General features: G+C 62.3%; 20 protein-coding genes. 6 read left to right on the top strand and 14 right to left on the bottom strand.

Going from position 1 to position 19,372, the window contains the following annotated elements; all coding sequences use genetic code 11:
* The first annotated feature begins 9 nt into the window (after positions 1-9).
* The 5 genes from AC1MGT_RS18090 to AC1MGT_RS18070 all read left to right on the top strand — a co-directional run bounded on the left by AC1MGT_RS18090 (position 10) and on the right by AC1MGT_RS18070 (position 5,444).
* Entirely contained in the window at positions 10-1,497 is a 1,488-nt protein-coding gene (locus AC1MGT_RS18090; protein WP_499501422.1) for a glycoside hydrolase family 3 protein, read from the top strand.
* Positions 1,498-1,674: 177 nt separating this feature from the next.
* A complete protein-coding gene (locus AC1MGT_RS18085; RefSeq protein ID WP_499501421.1) occupies positions 1,675-2,958 on the top strand; it encodes a tetratricopeptide repeat protein in 1,284 nt (427 codons plus the stop codon).
* 83 nt (positions 2,959-3,041) lie between these two features.
* Entirely contained in the window at positions 3,042-3,464 is a 423-nt protein-coding gene (locus tag AC1MGT_RS18080; RefSeq protein ID WP_499501420.1) for a lysozyme inhibitor LprI family protein, read from the top strand.
* A gap of 275 nt (positions 3,465-3,739) precedes the next feature.
* Positions 3,740-4,255 carry a LysR substrate-binding domain-containing protein gene (locus AC1MGT_RS18075; RefSeq protein WP_499501419.1) on the top strand — a complete coding sequence of 172 codons (516 nt, stop codon included), beginning with the start codon at positions 3,740-3,742 and terminating at the stop codon, positions 4,253-4,255.
* A 118-nt stretch (positions 4,256-4,373) separates the two neighbouring features.
* Positions 4,374-5,444: a flavodoxin family protein gene (locus tag AC1MGT_RS18070; RefSeq protein WP_499501418.1), complete on the top strand. Its 1,071-nt coding sequence runs from the start codon at positions 4,374-4,376 to the stop codon at positions 5,442-5,444.
* 17 nt (positions 5,445-5,461) lie between these two features.
* Here AC1MGT_RS18070 and AC1MGT_RS18065 read toward each other — a convergent pair whose 3' ends face one another.
* From AC1MGT_RS18065 to rpsP, 9 genes are all read right to left on the bottom strand, one after another.
* Entirely contained in the window at positions 5,462-6,253 is a 792-nt protein-coding gene (locus tag AC1MGT_RS18065) for an SDR family oxidoreductase (protein WP_499501417.1), read from the bottom strand.
* Between the two features lie 101 nt (positions 6,254-6,354).
* Positions 6,355-9,177 carry a M16 family metallopeptidase gene (locus tag AC1MGT_RS18060; RefSeq protein WP_499501416.1) on the bottom strand — a complete coding sequence of 941 codons (2,823 nt, stop codon included), beginning with the start codon at positions 9,175-9,177 and terminating at the stop codon, positions 6,355-6,357.
* Positions 9,178-9,366: 189 nt separating this feature from the next.
* Positions 9,367-9,717 carry a DUF3579 domain-containing protein gene (locus AC1MGT_RS18055; RefSeq protein ID WP_183549952.1) on the bottom strand — a complete coding sequence of 117 codons (351 nt, stop codon included), beginning with the start codon at positions 9,715-9,717 and terminating at the stop codon, positions 9,367-9,369.
* An 84-nt stretch (positions 9,718-9,801) separates the two neighbouring features.
* On the bottom strand, positions 9,802-10,761 hold the full coding sequence (locus AC1MGT_RS18050) for a CobD/CbiB family protein (protein ID WP_499501415.1): 960 nt from the start codon (positions 10,759-10,761) through the stop codon (positions 9,802-9,804).
* Positions 10,762-10,852: 91 nt separating this feature from the next.
* Positions 10,853-11,518: a CoA pyrophosphatase gene (locus AC1MGT_RS18045; RefSeq protein ID WP_499501414.1), complete on the bottom strand. Its 666-nt coding sequence runs from the start codon at positions 11,516-11,518 to the stop codon at positions 10,853-10,855.
* 91 nt (positions 11,519-11,609) lie between these two features.
* Positions 11,610-12,002 carry a 50S ribosomal protein L19 gene (rplS, locus tag AC1MGT_RS18040; protein ID WP_183553473.1) on the bottom strand — a complete coding sequence of 131 codons (393 nt, stop codon included), beginning with the start codon at positions 12,000-12,002 and terminating at the stop codon, positions 11,610-11,612.
* 135 nt (positions 12,003-12,137) lie between these two features.
* Positions 12,138-12,899, bottom strand: coding sequence for a tRNA (guanosine(37)-N1)-methyltransferase TrmD (gene trmD / locus AC1MGT_RS18035; protein WP_499501412.1), 762 nt, complete (start codon positions 12,897-12,899; stop codon positions 12,138-12,140).
* A gap of 26 nt (positions 12,900-12,925) precedes the next feature.
* Positions 12,926-13,420: a ribosome maturation factor RimM gene (gene rimM / locus AC1MGT_RS18030; RefSeq protein WP_499501410.1), complete on the bottom strand. Its 495-nt coding sequence runs from the start codon at positions 13,418-13,420 to the stop codon at positions 12,926-12,928.
* Between the two features lie 96 nt (positions 13,421-13,516).
* Complete coding sequence (gene rpsP, locus AC1MGT_RS18025; protein WP_183549939.1) at positions 13,517-13,765, bottom strand: 30S ribosomal protein S16; 249 nt, start codon at positions 13,763-13,765, stop codon at positions 13,517-13,519.
* A gap of 248 nt (positions 13,766-14,013) precedes the next feature.
* Here rpsP and AC1MGT_RS18020 point away from each other — a divergent pair, with 248 nt between their 5' ends.
* On the top strand, positions 14,014-14,427 hold the full coding sequence (locus AC1MGT_RS18020) for an NINE protein (RefSeq protein ID WP_499501408.1): 414 nt from the start codon (positions 14,014-14,016) through the stop codon (positions 14,425-14,427).
* Between the two features lie 57 nt (positions 14,428-14,484).
* On the opposite strand, the gene AC1MGT_RS18015 is transcribed toward AC1MGT_RS18020, so the two are convergent.
* From AC1MGT_RS18015 to AC1MGT_RS17995, 5 genes are all read right to left on the bottom strand, one after another.
* On the bottom strand, positions 14,485-16,275 hold the full coding sequence (locus tag AC1MGT_RS18015) for an acyl-CoA dehydrogenase (RefSeq protein WP_499501406.1): 1,791 nt from the start codon (positions 16,273-16,275) through the stop codon (positions 14,485-14,487).
* 110 nt (positions 16,276-16,385) lie between these two features.
* Entirely contained in the window at positions 16,386-17,315 is a 930-nt protein-coding gene (locus tag AC1MGT_RS18010) for an electron transfer flavoprotein subunit alpha/FixB family protein (protein WP_499501405.1), read from the bottom strand.
* Positions 17,316-17,349: 34 nt separating this feature from the next.
* Positions 17,350-18,099: an electron transfer flavoprotein subunit beta/FixA family protein gene (locus tag AC1MGT_RS18005; RefSeq protein ID WP_183549925.1), complete on the bottom strand. Its 750-nt coding sequence runs from the start codon at positions 18,097-18,099 to the stop codon at positions 17,350-17,352.
* A 221-nt stretch (positions 18,100-18,320) separates the two neighbouring features.
* Positions 18,321-18,548: a sulfurtransferase TusA family protein gene (locus tag AC1MGT_RS18000; protein WP_183553472.1), complete on the bottom strand. Its 228-nt coding sequence runs from the start codon at positions 18,546-18,548 to the stop codon at positions 18,321-18,323.
* A gap of 362 nt (positions 18,549-18,910) precedes the next feature.
* Entirely contained in the window at positions 18,911-19,237 is a 327-nt protein-coding gene (locus AC1MGT_RS17995) for a putative quinol monooxygenase (protein ID WP_499501404.1), read from the bottom strand.
* Positions 19,238-19,372 lie beyond the last annotated feature (135 nt).

Genomic DNA, 19,372 nt, shown 5'->3' with positions numbered 1-19,372 from the left:
ATCTCGACCATGAACGACTACCTCGACCTGGCCGGCCAACTGGTGATGGTGCGCCTGTTCGGCACCGAACTCGATGCCGAGACCGACGCCTTCCTGCGCACCTACCGCATTCGCGGCGCCTGCCTGTTCCGCCAGAACATGCTCGACGCGCCGCAGCTGACGCGTTTCACGGGCGCGTTGCGTGACGCGATCGGGCCACAAGCCCTGATCGCCCTTGACCAGGAAGGCGGCGCCGTCGTGCGTTCGACCTGGGTGCCGGCCCCGCCCAGCGCGATGGCGCTCGGCGCAGCCAATGATCCGGACCTGGCGCGTGACGTCGGCGCGGCCGTGGCGCGCGCGGTGCGCTCGCTGGGCTTCAACTGGAACTTCGCGCCGGTGCTTGACCTGAACAACAACCCGCGCAACCCGGTGATTGCCGAGCGCTCGTTCGGCGCCGATCCGGATCAGGCAACGCGCATTGCGCTGGCCTGGATGGAAGGCAGCGAGCGCGAAGGCGTGGCCTGCTGCGTCAAGCACTTCCCCGGCCATGGCGACACGCATGTCGATTCGCACCGCGACCTGCCCTACGTCGACAAATCGCGCGCCGACCTCGAACAGTTCGAATTCGCCCCGTTCCGCCTTGCTGCGCCCCACGCGCCGGCCATGATGACGGCCCACATCGTCTATCCCGCGCTGGACCCCGCCAATCCGGCCACCATGTCGCATGCGATTCTCACCGGCGTGCTGCGCGAGCAATTTGGCTACGACGGCGTGATCATCACGGACGGCATGGACATGCACGCCATCGCCCACCGCTACGGCGTCGGCCAGGCGGCTGTGAATGCGCTGGTGGCCGGCGCCGACATGGTCATGGCCATCGGCACGCGCGCTACGCAGATCGAGACCGTGCAGGCGATTGCCGCGGCGATCCGCGACGGCGTGCTGCCGCTGGCGGCCGTGCAGGCGCGTCTGGCGCGCCTTGGCAAACTGGCTGACGCACATCCGGCCGGCGCGGTCGCGTACGCGGCCGAACCGGATGACCGCGCACTGATGGAACGCGCATGGCGCGCGGGCCTGACAGCATTGCGCTCGCCCCAGCGCCCTGAGCGCGGTGCGCGCGTGCGCGTGGTCGCACGCGCCGACGTGGTCAGCGATGGCGTGTCGGAGGCCGGCGTGCCGGCGGCAGGCATCGCGGCAGCGCTGGCGCAGCTGTACGACGTCGACCTGGTGACCTTTGCCGACAGCGAGACCTTCGACTGGAACGCGCTGCCGGCCGACGGCCGTTTCACAATCCTGGCCTCGACCGCGCGCCGCCGCTATGGGCCCCAGGCCTGCGCAACCTGGCGGCCCGATTTGCACCTGGCCTTGTGGAATCCGTACCAGGCGCTCGATTTTCCTGCTCCTGCCCTTCTCACCTATGGCTTCGCGCCGCCGGCGCTGGCCGCGGTCGTGGCCTGGCTGGCCGGCGAGATCGACGCGCCGGGAGTCTGCCCGGTACCGGGTTTTGACGGGCCGTGACAGCGGCAAAGTAACGCGATGTAACGACACGGGCACGGCGGCCCGTGCTGCGGCACAATTGCCAATCCAGAAAAAGCTGGATATATGGGACAATACTTTTTTGTCCGAGCTTGGCATTTTTGCTATATTGCAAAACGCACATTTCGTATATTTTTTGTCTAGATAGAAGGATAACCAATGTCCCAATTCCGTCTCGCCCGCCTCTGCCTGATGCTGGCCGCCGTCGGCCTGAGCTCCGCTGCCGTGATTCCTGCCGTCCAGGCGCAGGACAAGCCTGCCGCCGCCGCCGCTGCAGCGCCAAAGGACACCGTCCGCCCAGAGCTGTTCAAGCTGCTCGACCCGGCGCAGATCAAGCCGCTGATGGATGCAAAGAATTACGCCGAAATCCAGAGCCGCGTGACGCAGGCCGAAGCCTTCCCGAACCGCACGCCGTACGAAGACTACGTCGTCAACCGCATGAAGCTGTCGCTGGGTTCGGCAACGAACGACAACGCCATCTCGATCCCGGCCCTCGAAGCCGTCATCGCATCGGGCCGCCTGGCGCCGAACGAGCAGGCTGACTTCATCCAGGCCCTGGCCAATATGCACTACAACGCCAAGGATTACCCGAAGGCGATCGAGTGGTTCAAGCGCTACCAGAAAGAAAGCCCGACGCCTGAAAAAGTTGCCGCGCCACTGACCCGCGCCTACTACCTGGGCGGCGATTACGCCAGCGCCAAGACGGCGCTGCTGCCAGCGATCGAAGCCACCGAAAAAGCCGGCCAAAAGCCAAGCGAAGAAGACCTGCGCCTCCTGGCCTCGTCGGCCAACAAGGTCAAGGACGATGCCGGTTACCTGGTCGCACTGGAAAAGCTGGTCACCCACTACCCGAGCGACGACTTCTGGACCGACCTGCTCAACCGCGGCGTGGCACGCAAGTCGGGCTTCGATGCACAGACCAACATGATTAACGTGTATCGCCTGGAAGCCGCTGCCGTCAAGCAGATGGCGGCCGAGGAATACGTGGACCTGGCCGAGCTGTCGCTGCGTGACGGTTTCCCGACCGAAGCGAAGAAAACCATGGATGCCGGTTACGCTGCCGGCGTGCTGGGCAAAGGCGCCAATGCCAAGACCCACAACGCGCTGCGCGACAAGGCCAACAAGGGCGCGGCGGACGATGCCAAGAACATCGCTGCCGGTGAAGCAGGCGCGGCCAAGGCCAAGACCGGCGCCGGCCTCGTCAACCTGGGTTGGGCGTACGCGACCATGGACCAGGGCGACAAGGGCGTCGGCTTCATCCAGCAAGGTATCGCCAAGGGTGGCCTGAAGAACGCGGAAGAAGCCAAGCTGCGCCTCGGCATGGCACAAGTTCGCGCCGGCAAGAAAGCTGAAGCGATCTCGACCTTCCAGACCGTCAAGGGCGGCGGCGGTGCCGGCGACCTGGCCAAGTACTGGCTGGTGCTGCTGCAGCAACAGAAGTAAGACTGCTGCTGTTGATGGACCCGTGAAAGCGGGCCGGGCCCTGGGTCTGGCCCGCTTTTTTCATGCATTGGCATGGTGCGCTCATGCTCGCGCGAACCGCCACTATCAGCCACAACCATTTTAAGGACGAATCGATGAATCGATGCACCTGGATCTATGGCGTCGCGTTTGCCATGCTATCGACTGCCGCCTTTGCGCAAAGTCCGCGATGCTCAAACGATGGCACCTCGTTCGACTCACTACGATGCGAGGAGGACAAGCTCAAGGAATCAGAGCAGAGTCTGAATTCGGCATACACGCAACTGCTTGCCAACCTTGAGGGCTCGAAGGCTCGGGAGGGATTGATCAAAGCGCAGCGTGAATGGATCAAGTTCCGGGATCTGGACTGCGATGCCAAATACGAATTACGTCCTGGAGCAAGCCTACAATCATGGTACAAAATGAACTGCCGCCGTGAACATGCGACACAGCGTGCAGCACAATTAAGAACCTGGAATTCGGACTAACCATCTCTGCCGAATCAAATTCTCCGAGCAACGATGCATAGCCGGGGTCACATAGCCGGGGTCATAGCCGGGGTCATAGCCGGGGTCAGGTCTGACATTTGGACACGGACTCTTCTTTCGTTCCTTCATCAAGGCTTTCACATAGCCGGCATAGCCGCATAGCCGCATAGCCGGGGTCAGGTCTGACATTTGGACACGGACTCTTCCTCATAGCCGGGGTCAGGTCTGACATTTGGACACGGCGTCTTCCTCATAGCCGGGGTCAGGTCTGACATTTGGACACGGACTCTCCCTTCGTTCCTTCATCAAGGCTTTCACAAATAGACATTTTGTTGAGCTCGTGTCCGAATGTCAGACCTGACCCCGGCTGTTGCAGCCGGCACCTGTTCGACGAGCGCTATGTCTTGATCGGCAGGCACGGCCATCCGGCGCTGTGTCCCGGGATCTCCGCTGCGCAATTCTGCGGGCTCGAGCATGTCATTGTGTCGCTTGATGGCGGTGCCTTCTCGACGCCTCTGGATATCGGGCTGGCCGCGCTTGGCCATCAGCGCAAGGTGGTGTTGTCGGCGTCGTCATTCCTGTTCGTGCCTGGCATCGTTGCACAATCGGACCTCGTGGCACTGGTACCGGCACGCCTGGTGCGCAATGGCGCAGCGCTGCTTGAGGTCGTCGATTGCGCTTTTCCCGTCCCCGGCTTTTCGGTCAGCATGTTGTGGCACGGGCGCCATCACGGTCATCCTGCCCAACGTTGGCTACGGGCCATGATTGCGGAGTTTTCCGAGCGACTATGAGCGCACAAATCGTGCTGTTTGGACGCAAACTTGATTGGTGCAACGATTCTGTGTGCGCGTCCGAACATAGCCTTTGACCCGTCGCCACGATAATTACGCCATTCACATTGGAGAATTTATGACGACGGTACGCAAGGGCCAGGCGCCCGCCAAACTGGGGCGCAACGAATTTCACCTGCAATTCCGTCGCACCTTCCAGGACCCCGGCTACGACGCGCTGGAAAACGAGCTGGCCGCCATTGAGGCAGTGGCCTGGGACGCCTACCAGGACGGCCGCAAGGCGCCCCGCACGGTCAAGGCCGGCCCTGGCTTTGCCGATCCCGACTACGACCTGTCGATCGACTGGAAAGCCGCGCGCGATCGCCTCCTCGAAGCCGAACAACACCAGAAGAACCCGGACACCAAAAGCCGCATCCTGATCATCAATGCTTCGGCCCGCAACGACGGCACCTGCCCCGGCGAAATTTCAAAAAGCTGGCGCATGGCCGAGATGGCGCGCGCCGTCATCGAAGCCGATGGCATCGAGGCCGATATCCTCGACCTTAGCCTGATCAACTCGGACTACGACCGCCACATCCACCCGTGCAAGGGTTGCGTGTCGACCGCCATGCCGCTGTGCCACTGGCCATGCAGCTGCTACCCGAACCACGCCGAGCGCCAGGTCAATGACTGGATGAACGAGATCTACGAGCGCTGGGTGCTGGCGCACGGCGTCATCATCATCACGCCGGTCTACTGGTACCAGACACCGGGCGTGCTCAAGCAGATGATCGACCGCCTGGTCTGCGCCGACGGCGGCAATCCCGATCCCACCTCGACCCAGGGCAAGAAAGCCGAGATGGCCAAGCAGATCGAACGCGACGGCTGGGAATATCCAAAGCACCTGGCCGGCCGCGCATTCGGCCTCATCGTGCATGGCGACGTGGCCGGCATCGAGGGCGTGCGCCGCTCGCTGTCGGACTGGCTGGAATGGATGGGCTTGATCAGTTCGGGCAGCTTCGGCCAGCTCAACCGCTTCATCGGCTACTACGAATCGTATGCCGACAGCCACGAGACATTCGACGCCGACCACGCGGTGCAGGAAGAAGCGCGCAATGTCGCGCGCGCCGTGGCGATTGCTGTGGGCGAAGTGCGCGCCGGCCGCGTCGCCGTCGCCAGCCAGGAGCTCAAGCAGCCACGACCCAAGTAAGACCTGGGCTGGCGAACCTAGACGGCCGTATAACCGCCGTCGATCACCATCTCGTGGCCATTGACGTACGAGGCCATGTCCGAGCACAGCCACAGGGCGGCTTGCGCGACTTCACCGGCTTCGGCGAAGCGGCCCATTGGATGGGCTGCCTTGAGCTTTTTCTCGATGCCCGGATCACGCTCGATCGCGCGCGCCAGCATCGGCGTCTTCACCGCCGCCGGGCACAGCACGTTGATACGCACGCCATCGCGTGCGTACTCGGCGGCAGCGCTCTTGGTCAGGCCCACGACGGCATGCTTGCTGGCGCCGTAGACTGCATGGTTCGGGCTGCCCACCAGGCCGGCCACGCCCGCCATGTTGACGATCGCCCCGCCGCCCTGCGCCAGCATCTTGCGCAGCTGGTATTTCATGCACAACCAGACACCCTTGACGTTGACGTTCATGATGCGGTCAAACTGCTCGTCGTCGGTATCCGCCAGCGGATGGTGCTCTTCATCCACGGCAGCGTTATTCACCGCGATGTCCAGGCGACCATAGTAATTGATCGTCTTTTCCACCAGCGCTTCGACCTCGGGCGCGCGCGTGACATTGCACTGCACGAACAACGCCTTGCCGCCGTTTTCCACGATCATGCCCGCCGTCGCGTGGCCACCCTCGATCGAGATGTCGGCCACGACCACACAGGCGCCGGCGCGGCCAAAGGCCAAGGCAATGGCGCGACCGATGCCGCTGGCGGCGCCAGTGACCAGGACAACCTTGCCGGTGAACGACATGCCGTTTGCTGCCGGCAATTTGCTGATGCCCTTCATGATACTCCCTGGGTGATACTTTGATTCCGAAAGGAAACATTTTAACGCATGCTTCTTCCGGCGTCACAACCCAGGGCATTTAAGTCGGGCAACTGTTGCAGTTAGGGCATAGCGACTATCGGTTTGACCGGCTCGCCGACTTTGGATTGGTCGCCAGCCATCACGACGGACAGTTTTGCCGGATCGATCGCCTTGCGGAATGCGGCATTCAGCTCGGGCAACGTGACCGCGTTCAGCTTGCGTTCCAGTTCCAGCGACCACAGGAAGGTCTTGCCGCGGTACAGATACGAGGTCCAGCCGCTTGCCAGCGCGGCATCGTTCGTGCGTGTCTGCAGGCGTTGCTGCATCAGGCCTGAGCGGGCACCGGCCAGCTCTTCCGCCGTGAAGCCCTCCTTGACCGCGCGCGTCAATTCGGCGCGCACTGCAGCATCGAGCTTGGCCAGGTTCTGCGGCGCCGCGATCGCGCCGATCGAGAACACACCGAAGCGGTCGAGCGTACCCGCCATCAGGTTCGAGCCGCCGCCATACGACAGGCCATCCTTCTGGCGGATCCGGTCCATCAGGCGCGACTTCAGGCCGCCTTCGCCGAAGATATAGTTGGCCAGCATCAGGGCCGGATAGTCCGGATCCTCGACGTTCAGGTCGACGTTCAGGCGCGCCGTGTACGAACCATTTTCCTTGTCCGGCGTGTTGAGCGTGCGCGCAAGCGGCGCCACGTCGGCGTGGCCGGTCAGCACCGGTGCGAACGGCTGCGGCGCGCGCCAGGCACCGAACAGCGTGTTCACCAGCGGCGTGATCTGGGCTGCGTCGAAGTCACCCACGATCGCCATCTCGGCCGGCTGGGCGCCATGGAAGTCGGCGTGGAAGGCCTTCAGATCGGCCAGGCGCGCCGCCTTGACGTCAGCGACGTCTTCTTCGAGCGAGTTCGCATGGCGCACGTCGCCCTTTGGATAGCGGTTGAAGTGCAGCGCCATCGCGCGCGCGGCGGCGCTGTCGGGCTCGTTACGGCTCGCTTCCAGCCCGACCAGGATCTGCTGACGCAGCTGCTCGAATTCCGATTCCGGGAATGCCGGTTCCCGCAGCACGTGCGCCACCAGTTTCAATGCCTCGGGCAGATGTTCGCGCGTGGTCTGGAAATGCGTCGGACCACCCGTCATCTTGAGCTTGTCGAAGGCATCGGCCAGTTCGGCGCGCGTGTAGCGCGTGGTACCGCGCATCAGCATCGCCGACGTGAGGCCCTGGACCGTGCCCTTGCCGAACAGGCTTTGCTCGGTGCCGAAGTGCTGGCGCAGGTCGACCGTGACGGTCTCGCCCCGGTTCTTTTTGGGCAGCAGCGCCAGCTTCACACCACCCGCCGTCGTTACCGTGGTGCGCTGCATGATGTTCTGCTGGCTCGGGTCAAAGTTTTCCGCCACCAGGTTCGACACGGCCGGCTTGAAGTCCTTCAGCACGTCCGTCACGGCAGGCGCCGACGGCAGCGCGGCGCGTTTCGATGATTCTTCAGGAATGAAGGTGCCGGTCACGCGGTTGGTGCGCAGGTAGTAGCGGCCGGCGCTGGCGGCGACCTGTTCGGCCGTCATCTTCCGCACGCGCTCGCGGCTGACGAAAAACATGCGCCAGTCGCCAAGGGATGCCGGCTCGGACAGCGCCACGCCCACCGCCTGCGGATCGTTCAGGCTGCGCTCGATCGTATTGAGCCACGAACGGCGCACGCGCTCGAGTTCTTCGGCCGTGGGCGGCTTGCTGGCGAATTCTTCGACGGCCTGGACCAGCGCCTCGCGCACCGGCTCGATGGGTTCGCCCAGCTTGACCACGGCGCCAAAGTACTGCAGGCCCGGCGCGTAGCCGGTCTGGCCAAAGCTGAACACCTGGCTCGCCTTGCCTGTTTCGACCAGCAGCTTGTGCAGGCGGCCGTTGGGCGCATCGCCCATGATCTGCGAGGCAAAGCCCAGCGCTTCGGCGTCCGCGTGCAGGTCGGACGGGATCTTGTAGCCAATCGCGACGAACTGCATGTCACCCTGGCGTCGCACGGTAAAGCTGCGCTCGCCGTCCTGGGTCGGCTCTTCGGTCCAGAACACGGGCAAGCTGCGTTTCGGTTTCGGGATAGCCCCGAACAGGCGCTGGATCTTCGCCAGTGTGGCAGCCGGCTCGAACTGGCCGGCCACCAGCAGCACGGCGTTGTCCGGCTGGTAGTAGGTGCGATAAAAGTCCTGCAGATTCTTGATCCGAACGTTCTCGATGTCGCTGCGGTTGCCGATCGTCGAGCGGCCATAGCTGTGCCAGTCGTAGGCGATGCTCTGCATGCGCTTGAACAGCACATTGCCCGGCTGGTTTTCGCCGCTTTCAAACTCGTTGCGCACGACCGTCATCTCGGACGCCAGGTCCTTGGCGGAGACGAACGAGTTGACCATGCGGTCCGCTTCCATCTGCAGCGCCCAGTCCAGATTGTCTTTCGACGCCTGGAACACTTCATAGTAGTTGGTGCGGTCGAGTGACGTGGTGCCGTTGAACTGCATGCCCCGCTCCGAGAACTGCCTGGTGATGTCGCGGTTCTTTGTCGAGCCCTTGAACAGCAGGTGTTCGAGCAGGTGGGCCATGCCCGTTTCGCCGTAGTTTTCGTGGCGCGAGCCGACCAGATAGGTCATGTTGACCGTCACGGTCGGGCGCGAAGCGTCCGGGAACAGCAGTACCTTCAGGCCGTTGGCCAGGCGGTATTCGGTGATGCCTTCGACTGCCGGGCCGAGCGTCACGCCCTTGGGCAGCACTGCTTTGGCGGCGCTGGCCGCAGGCGCGCTGGCCGCAGGTGCGTTGACAGCAGTTGCGTTGACAGCAGGCTGTGCACCGGCAGGCGCAATGGTGATCAGCGCCAGGCACAGCGCCGCGACATGCGCGGACATACCGCGCAGCTTGTTCTTTGAATCCATGATGTCCGATCATTGGGGCAGGACGCCAACCGTCCCGCCTGCGGCCGAAATAGTAGCAGATGGGCAAGCCCAGCATGCCCCTTCGGTTGACGGGTTGACAGGAAGCATCCGAGGCGTGCTTAAGCCCCCCCCCAAATGAACACTGGCGCCTTGATGTGATCAAGGCGCCAGTGGCGTGGTGCTGAAGGTTCAGGCTTCGGGCTTCTTCTCGCCGGGCAGCGGCACGAAGCACGCCTCGACGATCTGCATGTCGTTATCGGTGGCAAAGCTGCGCACGAAGTGATACGCCAGTGGTTCGATCTTCTGCAGCTTGCGGTTGACCACGACGGCCTTGATCCCGTTGACGAGGGTCGGGTAGACGTAGGGAGAAAACTTCAGGTGGGCATTCGGGCCGCCGGTGCCGGGACAATAGGCTGCCAGGACGCCGCACAGCCGCTCCGCCCAGTCGCTCGGGCGGAATTGCTTGCCGTTGTTCGTGATGCCCAGGACAAAAAATTCTCCGGAGAGATCCTCGTCCTTGGTCTGCGCTAAGTCGGTCATAGTCCTGAGGGGCTAAGTGAAGCCACTATTATATCTTATAGAAGACCTGAGGACGAGGAAGCGGGCGCTGCCCCCTTCTCTGCCCTAGCGCAGCCAGGCCACGCTCGAGGTCAGCAACAGCAAAATCATCCACAGAATCAGCGCACGCCACACGAGGCCAACCGTGCTCTGCAGCGCACGGATCGTCGGGTCTTCGCCCGGCAGGATGTCCGTTTCGCTGTCGCTCATGTCAACCATGGCGGCGTCCGCCGGCAACAATTGTGGAGCATTTTCGTTGGGCGTGCCAAGCCGCACACCCATCGCACCGCCGCCCGCCGATAGGATGATGCCGCGCGCTTCGTCGACCCACCGGTTGGCAAAATTGCGCCACGCATAGACGGCATCTTCGAAATTGCCCACCACGGCGAATGCCACCGCCGTCAGGCGTACGGGCATCCAGTCGATCCAGTAGAACGCCTTGGCCGCAAACTCGCCGAACGCTTCGTTGCGCATGTGGTCGGGCTCATTCCACGCACGCGACAGGTATTCCGAGACGCGGTACATCACGGCGCCGGCCGGGCCCAGCGGCATCAGGAACCAGAAGAACACGCCAAACACATTGCGGTGCGTCGTGATCAGGGCTTTCTCGACAGCGATGCGGGTGATTTCCGTGCTGTCCATGCCGACTGTGTCGAGCCGCGTCCATTCGGCCAGCAGCGCGCGCGCACGCGGCTCGTCGCCGGCGTTGAGTGCGAACTGGATCGACGTAAAGAAATGGCTGTAGTGGCGAAACCCCATCGTCAGGTAGATGATCAGGACATTCCAGACGAAGGCCAGGAAGATCAGGTTGTAATGCATGAACACCCAGTAGACGAGCCAGGTGGGCAGCATCAGCGCACCCATCATCAGCAACCATCCCATGCGGCCATTGGTCTGCTCGCCGGCGTTGAACCAGGTTTCGATGCGAATCGTCAGCGCCTTGATGGCGCCGTACACCTGGTTGTCCGCGCGCAGCGGTTTCAGTTGCTCGAAGAGCAGCGCGCACAGGATGGAAAAGAATGTCATTCAGGAACCCTTTTTTGTTATGGCAATACGACTGCCCCGTTACGATAGCGGAGAAGTACGCCAGAATCAAATTTCGGGCAATAACATTCCCTTAAGCCCGCAGAAAGTGGAACAGGTTGCGCAGCATGGCGGCCGTTGCGCCCCAGACAAAATACTGCTCGTAGGGCATCGTGTAGAAGGCCCGGCTGCCGCCCTGCGGCAGGTCGATTTCGCGCCGCTGGTGATGCTGGCCGTCCATCAGCCAGGCCAGTGGCACCTCGAAGGCTTCCGCTACTTCGCCCGGGTCCACCTGCAAGGTGAACGGTGGCGCGACCAGGGCCACGACCGGCGTGACGCGGTACGCGCTGATGGTGGCGTAGTCGGGCAGCACGCCGATGATCTCGATGCGGTGGCGCGACAGGCCGATTTCTTCTTCGGTTTCGCGCAACGCGGTTTCGATGGGCGACGAATCGTAATCTTCCGAGCGGCCACCGGGAAAGCTGACCTGGCCGGCGTGGCTCGTCAGGTGGTCGGTGCGGCGCGTAAGCAGGACCGTCACGCCTTCTGGCCGCTCGACCAGCGGGATCAATACGGCGGCGCGGCGAAACGGCGCGGCCAGGCGTTCGTCGGTCTCGGTCGAGATTTCCGGATCCCACGTCAGGGTTTGCGCAAAGCGCTGGCGCAGCGCTGTCGGACTCAGCCGCGCGGGCGCGAGCGCGGCCTCGCCGGCCAGACTGATCACGGGCAACTGGGTGGGGTCGAACACGAGCTTGGCCAAAATAACGTTCTTTCAATAACGCTGCGGATAGTAAAAAAGGCATCCTTGCGGATGCCTTTTTATTAGCAAAGGTGCTTGCGCACGAAAGCTATTACTCAGCTGCAGCTGCTGGCGCTGCTTTGACGCGACGCTGTGGCAGTTTTTCTTTGATACGCGCCGATTTGCCCGAACGCTCACGCAGGTAGTACAGCTTCGCACGACGCACATCGCCACGACGCTTGACTTCGATCGAAGCGATCAGCGGCGAGTAGAGTTGGAACGTACGCTCGACGCCTTCGCCGGACGAGATCTTGCGAACGATGAAGTTCGAGTTCAAGCCACGGTTACGACGGGAAATCACGACGCCTTCGTATGCCTGGGCGCGCTTGCGGGTGCCTTCGACGACGTTGACGCTGACGATAACGGTATCGCCAGGTGCGAAATCAGGGATCTTGCGGCCGAGGCGCGCAATTTCTTCTTGCTCGAGTTGTTGAATCAGATTCATTTTTATGACTCCATAAACCATCTTGCCGGCGCTACCTTCGCCCAGTAGAGGATGGGGTTGAACAACGGGCAACGTGCCCGCTTTTGCATGCGTCTTGCGACGCATATTCTGCACGCGTCTTGCGACGCCACATTCTTACTCGGCAGGTTTGACCAACCCTGCCAGAAACTGTTCGTCCTTCTTGGTCAGCTGGCCGGCGGCGCGCGCCGCGTCCAGCAGATCCGGCCGCTTCGCTGCGGTGGCTTCCAGCATGCGCTGGCGGCGCCACTTGACGATCTCGGCGTGGTTGCCACCCATCAGGACAGGTGGTACCGGTATGTCTTCGTACACGTCAGGCCGCGTATAGTGCGGCGAGTCGAGCAAGCCGTTGACGAAACTGTCTTCGACGGCCGATGCATCGTCGCCGAGCACACCGGGAATCAGGCGTACCACGGCGTCCATCAGGGCCATCGCCGGCAATTCACCGCCCGATAGCACGAAGTCGCCGAGAGAAATTTCCTCATCGACGCAGCGATCGAGCAGGCGCTGATCCACCGCTTCGTAGCGACCGCACAGGATGACGAGACCAGGCTCGTCCTTCAGTGCCATCGCGCGGGCATGGGTCAGCGGCTTGCCTTGCGGCGACATGAACACCACGCGCGGGCTGGGCAGACCGAGGTCTTGCTGGCGCGCCTTCGCGGCATCGATGGTCGCTTCGAGCGGCCGTGCCATCATCACCATGCCGGGACCACCGCCATACGGGCGGTCATCGACGGTGCGGTGACGGTCTTGCGTGAAATCGCGTGGATTCCAGAGATGCAAGCCCCAGCGTTGCTGCTCGAACGCACGGCGGGTCACCCCGGACTGCGTCAATGCGGCAAACATTTCCGGGAACAAGCTCACGACGTCAAATTGCATCGGATCTCAAGCCCACGTGGACGGGTTCAAAAATCGAGACCCCAGTCCAGGGTAATCAGTTTTTGGTCGAGGCTGACAGTCTTGACGAATTGGTCGACGAACGGCACGAGGCGCTCGGGTGCTTTTTCGTCGGACGACGGATCGGGCACCGGCACAATGCGCAAAATCGATTGCGCGCCATTGCTCATCATGTCGGCCACCTTGCCCAGAGCTTCGCCCTGCAGGTTGACCACGTCAAGCCCGATCAGATCGGACCAGTAATACTCATCTTCTTCGAGCGCGGGAAACGCGCTGCGTGCGATCTGTACCGTGGCGCCCTTGAGCGCTTCGGCAGCATCGCGGCCCTGCAGGCCGACCAGCGTGGCGACGACATCGCCGCCATGCAGTTTTGCACTGCGCACCGTAACGGCGTGCAGAGTCGGCTTGCTGACCCACCAGGTTTTCACGTTCAGCAGCGCATCGGCGTCAGCGGAGTGCGGCGTGACACGAATGCCACCGACGATGCCATAAGCACCGGACACGTACCCCACTTCGGCCAGATCGGCGGGAACCGAAGTTCCCGTACCTGCGTTGCTCGCTGCTGAATCGTTCAAACCTGCGTACCTTGCTTAATGAAATTAAGCAGCTGGCTTTTGCTGGGCGACCAGGCGAGCGACGGTTGGCGACAGTTGTGCGCCAACGCCTTGCCAGTGCGACAGACGGTCAGCAGCGATACGCAGGCTGACTTCAGCGCCCGATGCCATCGGGTTGTAGAAACCGATACGCTCGATGAAACGACCATCGCGACGATTGCGCGAATCAGTTGCAACGATATTGAAGAACGGACGCTTTTTTGCGCCACCACGAGCCAAACGAATAACGACCATAATATTTCCGAAAAAGTTGTTCTGGACGGAGAAAGTCGACGATTATAGCGCGCGACACCGAACAGCAGCAAGCGTTAATGATACAGGGCGCGCAGTCCCAGGAGAATCAACCATTATCACCGATTTCGCGCCATACCGCTACCAGCCATCTGCCCGATTGGCCTGGAATACGCTGTCAATCGCTGAAAGCGTGCCATTCGCGCCAATCTGGACGATACTTTGGCTTTCCTGAACGATTGACAACATCCATGGCTGCTGCGCACAAGAACAAGACTGTTGCTACCCTGCTCGCCCTGCTGCTGGGTGGCTTCGGCATCCACCGCTTTTACCTGAAGCCTGGTGCGGACCGCATTGGCCTCTTGCACCTGTGCTGCCTGCCGGTCACCGGAATACTGTATGGCGCGGTCAAGCCGCATCCGTTCTATATGGTGCTGCCGCTGCTGGTGTCGTACATCGTCGGCTTTGTCGAGGCGCTGGTGATTGGCCTGACGCCGGATGAGAAGTGGGATGCCCAATACAATGCGCACAGCGGGCAGCAGACTCGCTCGAACTGGGTGCTGGTGTTGCTGCTGGTGATCACGATGCTGGTGGCGACGACCGTGCTGATCGGGACGATCGCACGGTTGTCGGATGTGATGTACACGGGCGGCGCGTACGGGTGATAAAAAAAGGCAGCCCGCAGGCTGCCTTTTTTGTTACGGCCAGCGCGAACTGTTCCGTTAGAACTGCTCGATCTCCAGCGCCAGCACGCCTGCCGCGCCATCGACGATCGACGTGCACAATCCCGGCGCCTGCGACAGGATGTGATCGGCAAAGAAGCGCGCCGTGCCGATCTTGGCGCGGTAGAAGGCAGCATCGCCCTCGCCTGCATCCAGGCGCTTCTGCGCCGCCAGCGCCGCGCGCGCCATCTGCCAGCCGCCGAGCACGATGCCAGCCAGCTTCAGGTACGTGACGCTGCCGGCAAACACCGCCTTCACATCCGTCTTGATATTGGCCACCACATACTCGACCACTTGTTCGAGCGCCGCGCTGCCTTCCTGCAGGCGCTGTGCGATGGCCGCGAAATCGGCGTTCTGCGCGTCCATCAACTGGCGCTCGACATCGCGGATCTGCGCGATCAGCGCCTTGGCCACGGCGCCGCCATCGCGCACCGTCTTGCGGCCCACCAGGTCGTTGGCCTGGATCGCGGTCGTGCCTTCGTAGATGGTCAGGATCTTGGCATCGCGGTAGTGCTGCGCCGCGCCCGTTTCTTCGATGAAGCCCATGCCGCCGTGCACCTGCACGCCGTCGCGCGCGACCTGCTCGCTCATCTCGGTCGCCCAGCCCTTGATGACCGGGACCAGGTATTCATAGATGGCCAGGTTCGCCGTGCGCGTTGCTTCATCCGGATGGTGATGGGCCAGGTCGGACAGTGCCGCACCGACATAGGCCAGCGCGCGCGCGGCTTCCGTCTGTGAGCGCATCGACATCAGCATGCGGCGCACGTCCGGGTGGTGGATGATCGTCACCGGACCGCTCGAGCCGGCCACGTCGCGCGACTGGACGCGGTCCTTGGCGAAGGCCACGGCGCCCTGGTACGCATGCTCGGCCAGACCGACGCCCTGGATGCCCACGCCGAAGCGCGCTGCATTCATCATGATGAACATGTATTCGAGGCCACGGTTTTCTTCGCCGACCAGCGTGCCGACAGCCCCGCCGTTGTCGCCGAACTGCAGCACGGCCGTTGGGCTGGCCTTGATGCCCAGCTTGTGCTCGATCGAGACGCAGGCGACGTCGTTGCGTTCGCCCAGCGAACCATCGTCATTGATCATGAACTTGGGCACGATGAACAGCGAGATCCCCTTCACGCCCGGTGGCGCGTCAGGCGTGCGCGCCAGCACCAGGTGCACGATGTTCTCGGTCATGTCGTGATCGCCATACGTGATGTAGATCTTGGTGCCGAACAGTTTATAGGTGCCGTCGCCCTGCGGCTCGGCGCGGGTGCGCACGGCGGCCAGGTCGGAGCCGGCCTGCGGCTCGGTCAGGTTCATGGTGCCGGTCCACCGGCCCGACACCAGCGGCTCGAGGAAGCGCGCCTTTTGCGCGTCCGAACCGGCGGTGAGCAAGGCCTCGATGGCGCCGTCGGACAACAGTGCCACCAGCGCGAACGACAGGTTGGCGCCATGCAGCATCTCCATGCACGGCGTGGCCACGAGCTTGGGCAAGCCCTGCCCGCCGAAGTCCTGCGGATGCTGCACACCCTGCCAGCCGGCCTCGGCGTACGCCTTGAACGCCTCGCGGAAACCCTTGGTCGTGGTAACGACGCCGTCTTTCCAGTAGCTTGGGTCCTTGTCGCCGACGCGGTTGAGCGGCGCGATCACGTCGCGGCAGAATTTCGCGTTCTCTTCCAGAACCGCTTCCACGGTATCGGGCGTCGCATCTTCACAGCCGGGCAGCGCATTGATCTCGGCCAGGTTGGCCAGTTCGGTCAGCACGAACTGCATGTCTTTCAGCGGGGCGTTGTAGCTCACCATTGTCTCCTGAATAAATTCTTATGCAAAAAAAACGCCGTTCCTGCACAGGCGGGAACGGCGTCATTGGCGGCTGTCGGCGCGGCGTACAACGACGCCGCGCCTGGCGATCAGCCCAGTTCCTTGACCAGTTCCGGCACTGCCTCGAACAGGTCGCCCACCAGGCCGTAATCGGCGACCGAGAAGATCGGCGCTTCCGGGTCCTTGTTGATCGCGACGATGACCTTCGAGTCCTTCATGCCGGCCAAGTGCTGGATCGCGCCGGAAATACCGACGGCGATGTACAGCGTTGGCGCGACGATCTTGCCCGTCTGGCCAACTTGCCAGTCGTTCGGCACGAAGCCGGCGTCGACGGCGGCGCGCGATGCACCCATGGCCGCGCCCAGCTTGTCGGCCAGTGGCTCGAGGATCTTGAAGTTGTCGGCCGAGCCGATGCCGCGGCCACCCGAGACGATCACCTTGGCGGCGGTCAGTTCCGGACGGTCCGACTTGGCCAGCTCGCGGCCCACGAAGCTCGACGTGCCCGCGTCTGCGACAGCAGCGATGGCTTCGATGGCGGCCGAACCACCAGCGGCTGCCGAATCGAACGCCGTGCCGCGCACGGTGATGACTTTCACGCTGTCGCTCGACTGCACGGTGGCAATCGCGTTACCGGCGTAGATCGGGCGCTCGAACGTGTCGGGCGAATCGACCTTGGTGATCTCGGAGATCTGCGCGACGTCCAGCTTGGCGGCCACGCGCGGCAGGATGTTCTTGCCGTAGGCGGTGGCGGGCGCGAGGATGTGCGAGTAGCTGCCGGCGATCGCCAGGATCTGCTCGGCCACGTTCTCGGCCAGGCCGTCAGCGAAGTGCGGCGCGTCGGCGACCAGCACTTTCGAAACGCCTGCGATCTGCGCAGCAGCGTCGGCAGCGGCGCCGCAGCCCGAACCGGCAACCAGGATATGCACATCGCCGCCGCACTGGACAGCTGCGGTAACGGTGTGGTGGGTAGCGCCCTTCAGGGAGCCGTTGTCGTGTTCAGCAATGACTAATGCGACCATGTTGATTCCTATCTTGTAAATGACGACAAACGGCTCAGATGACTTTGGCTTCAGTGCGCAGTTTCTGCACCAGCGTGCCTACGTCCGGGACCTTCACACCCGCCGAACGCTTGGCCGGCTCGACGACTTTCAACGTCTTCAGGCGCGGCGCCACGTCCACGCCCAGGTCTTCCGGCTTGATCGTCTCGAGCGGCTTTTTCTTGGCCTTCATGATGTTCGGCAGCGTCACGTAGCGCGGCTCGTTCAGGCGCAGGTCGGTGGTGATGACTGCAGGCAGCTTGAGCGCCACGGTTTCCAGGCCGCCGTCGACTTCACGCGTCACGGTGACCTTGCCGTCCTCGAGCACCACTTTCGACGCGAACGTCGCTTGTGGCCAGCCCAGCAGTGCGGCGAGCATCTGGCCGGTCTGGTTCGAGTCGTCATCGATTGCCTGCTTGCCCAGGATGATCAGCTGTGGCTGCTCTTTGTCGGCCAGCGCCTTCATGATCTTGGCCACGCCCAGCGGCTCGGTGTCGCCTGCGGTCTCGACCAGGATGGCGCGGTCGGCGCCGATGGCCAGGCCGGTGCGCAGGGTTTCCTGGCACTGCGGCACGCCGATCGACACTGCCACCACTTCGGTAACCTTGCCGCCTTCTTTCAGGCGGGTCGCCTCTTCCAGCGCGATTTCGTCGAACGGGTTCATCGACATCTTGACGTTGGCGATATCCACACCGCTGTTGTCGGACTTGACGCGAACCTTGACGTTGTAGTCGACCACGCGTTTGACGGGTACCAGGACTTTCATAGGGTGCCTTTTAAAATGAGATGGAGACAGACTAAAGTGGCTCAGATTATATGAGAAATCGGGGCAACGGGCCAAATTAAAGCACGAGCGTGCGATTTTTTAGTAGAGGAAAACACCTAAAATACTCGGTCTGTCATGAATTTGGGGAAAACAAACGGGGCACAGACCCCGGCACGGCAAGTGTGTGCGCCGCATCGACAGGCGCAACACGGCAGCCTGGATTACTTGCGGCGCATCAGAAACGTGAACTCGCCGTGTTCGAAGGTGTGGGCCAGCAGCGCATTGCCGGTCTGTTTGGCAAACGCCTGAAAGTCGCGCACGGAGCCGGTGTCGGTGGCCACGATACGCAACACCTGGCCACTCTCCATTTCGGCGAGCGCCTTCTTCGCTTTGAGGATGGGCAGTGGGCAATTGAGCCCCCGCGCATCCAGATCTCTCTGGAATTCCATGGTGTCGGTGTCAGTGTCGAAAATGATGTCGCTCATCGCATTCCTGATCAGTAAGGAGGGTGCTGGAACTCGAATACTACTCCAATTCCCACAGTATGACGCAGCGCACCAAAATAGTCATAGATTGTTGCGAGCCTGCAACCCAGTGTTAAAAGCTTGACGAGCTGCTACCGAGTCTGTACTGGATGCTCACAAAAAAGCACTATGGCGGTGCATCATGCAGACAAGATGCGACCCAAATCGGCGCGTGCAATAGACGGTCAGACAATCTTGCGCAATAAAATGGGTGCTGGTTCGATTGAAGCGTTGATGGGCGGGTCAATCCATGTCCGACAGCTGGATTTGCGGACGGATTGCGCCGATCAACCCAGCAACGTTCGCCCTGCCGACGCCGACACATAAATTTCACGGCGCACGATGCGCAGTGTGAATGCCTGCTCCAGCATGGCCAGAAAATCCGGACTGCCGAGGTGAACATCGAGAGCTTCTTGCGTGGCCCAGCCTTCGGCCAGGTGAAACACGTTGGCCTGCTTCAGGTCTTGCGAGGCGATGTAATACAGGCAGCCTGGTTTGCCAGCGATCTGGTCAACCGACGCCGTCGCGCTGCGTGCAAAGGCCGCAGCGTCCAGCGGATTGATTTCATAGGTGCCCACCAGGCTGACGAAGCGTGCAGTGGAAGCAGTATTCATATGGGTTCCTGTCATGGTGAAACCCCGGGGCACGAGCGTATGTGCATGGGGCAATTGGTGCAGTCTGATTGCTGACTGCATGGATGAGAAGCCATGCAGCGGCCATATCATTTATGCTCTCGCCGCATAAAACCA

Source organism: Telluria sp. BA11 (genome assembly GCF_056680305.1).
Note: the sequence above shows the minus strand (reverse complement) of the source record. Positions and strands in the feature narration are given on the sequence as shown.

What these genes read in the sequence shown, in the direction of transcription:
- AC1MGT_RS18090 (WP_499501422.1), top strand. Translation starts at nt 10, where the DNA reads ATGAACGACTACCTCGACCTGGCCGGCCAACTGGTGATGGTGCGCCTG.
- AC1MGT_RS18085 (WP_499501421.1), top strand. Translation starts at nt 1,675, where the DNA reads ATGTCCCAATTCCGTCTCGCCCGCCTCTGCCTGATGCTGGCCGCCGTC.
- AC1MGT_RS18080 (WP_499501420.1), top strand. Translation starts at nt 3,042, where the DNA reads ATGCTCGCGCGAACCGCCACTATCAGCCACAACCATTTTAAGGACGAA.
- AC1MGT_RS18070 (WP_499501418.1), top strand. Translation starts at nt 4,374, where the DNA reads ATGACGACGGTACGCAAGGGCCAGGCGCCCGCCAAACTGGGGCGCAAC.
- AC1MGT_RS18065 (WP_499501417.1), bottom strand. Translation starts at nt 6,253, where the DNA reads ATGAAGGGCATCAGCAAATTGCCGGCAGCAAACGGCATGTCGTTCACC.
- AC1MGT_RS18060 (WP_499501416.1), bottom strand. Translation starts at nt 9,177, where the DNA reads ATGGATTCAAAGAACAAGCTGCGCGGTATGTCCGCGCATGTCGCGGCG.
- AC1MGT_RS18055 (WP_183549952.1), bottom strand. Translation starts at nt 9,717, where the DNA reads ATGACCGACTTAGCGCAGACCAAGGACGAGGATCTCTCCGGAGAATTT.
- AC1MGT_RS18050 (WP_499501415.1), bottom strand. Translation starts at nt 10,761, where the DNA reads ATGACATTCTTTTCCATCCTGTGCGCGCTGCTCTTCGAGCAACTGAAA.
- rplS (WP_183553473.1), bottom strand. Translation starts at nt 12,002, where the DNA reads ATGAATCTGATTCAACAACTCGAGCAAGAAGAAATTGCGCGCCTCGGC.
- trmD (WP_499501412.1), bottom strand. Translation starts at nt 12,899, where the DNA reads ATGCAATTTGACGTCGTGAGCTTGTTCCCGGAAATGTTTGCCGCATTG.
- rpsP (WP_183549939.1), bottom strand. Translation starts at nt 13,765, where the DNA reads ATGGTCGTTATTCGTTTGGCTCGTGGTGGCGCAAAAAAGCGTCCGTTC.
- AC1MGT_RS18020 (WP_499501408.1), top strand. Translation starts at nt 14,014, where the DNA reads ATGGCTGCTGCGCACAAGAACAAGACTGTTGCTACCCTGCTCGCCCTG.
- AC1MGT_RS18010 (WP_499501405.1), bottom strand. Translation starts at nt 17,315, where the DNA reads ATGGTCGCATTAGTCATTGCTGAACACGACAACGGCTCCCTGAAGGGC.
- AC1MGT_RS18005 (WP_183549925.1), bottom strand. Translation starts at nt 18,099, where the DNA reads ATGAAAGTCCTGGTACCCGTCAAACGCGTGGTCGACTACAACGTCAAG.
- AC1MGT_RS18000 (WP_183553472.1), bottom strand. Translation starts at nt 18,548, where the DNA reads ATGGAATTCCAGAGAGATCTGGATGCGCGGGGGCTCAATTGCCCACTG.
- AC1MGT_RS17995 (WP_499501404.1), bottom strand. Translation starts at nt 19,237, where the DNA reads ATGAATACTGCTTCCACTGCACGCTTCGTCAGCCTGGTGGGCACCTAT.